At 47.8% G+C, this 521-nt stretch carries 1 protein-coding gene; it reads right to left on the bottom strand.

Annotated features, from left to right (window positions below; all coding sequences use genetic code 11):
* Positions 1–143 precede the first annotated feature (143 nt).
* The coding region (locus tag AWU74_RS07840) for a ClpB D2-like domain containing protein (protein WP_498067493.1) at positions 144–521 on the bottom strand (378 nt) is incomplete at its 5' end.

Below are 521 nucleotides of genomic sequence, written 5' to 3'. Positions count from 1 at the left end.
AATACTCACTATGGATGGGGATTCAAGGCTTAACACAAACAAACTTGGTCTTAAGGCGGGACAAGTAAAACAAATGGCAAAAGAATTGTTAAGCAAGAGATAATAAATGCGCGGCAGGGTTTAACGCCGCGCTGGTTTTGCCGTTATGCCGATTTTTGCTCGGTCAGCAAAGCTATATCAAGCTGCGGCGATTTTGCGATAATGCCGCCGGTTATCACCAAACTCCGGTGCCCTTTGAGTGACGGCATTTCAAACATGATATCCAGTAGCATTTTTTCTACAATGGCGCGAAGCCCGCGCGCGCCGGTTTTATGCTTTATCGCAATATCGGCAATCGCCTCGATCGCGTCGCCCGTAAATTGCAGGTCAACGTCGTCTATCCGAAACGAAGTTTGGAATTGCCGGGTAATCGCGTTCTTCGGCTCGGTAAGAATGCGTTTTAAGTCATTTTTTGTCAATTCTTGAAGCGCGGCTGAAACAGGCAGCCGCCCGATAAGTTCGGGGATAAGACCGAATTTGAC

This window comes from Treponema endosymbiont of Eucomonympha sp. (assembly GCF_001028545.1).
Note: the sequence above shows the minus strand (reverse complement) of the source record. Positions and strands in the feature narration are given on the sequence as shown.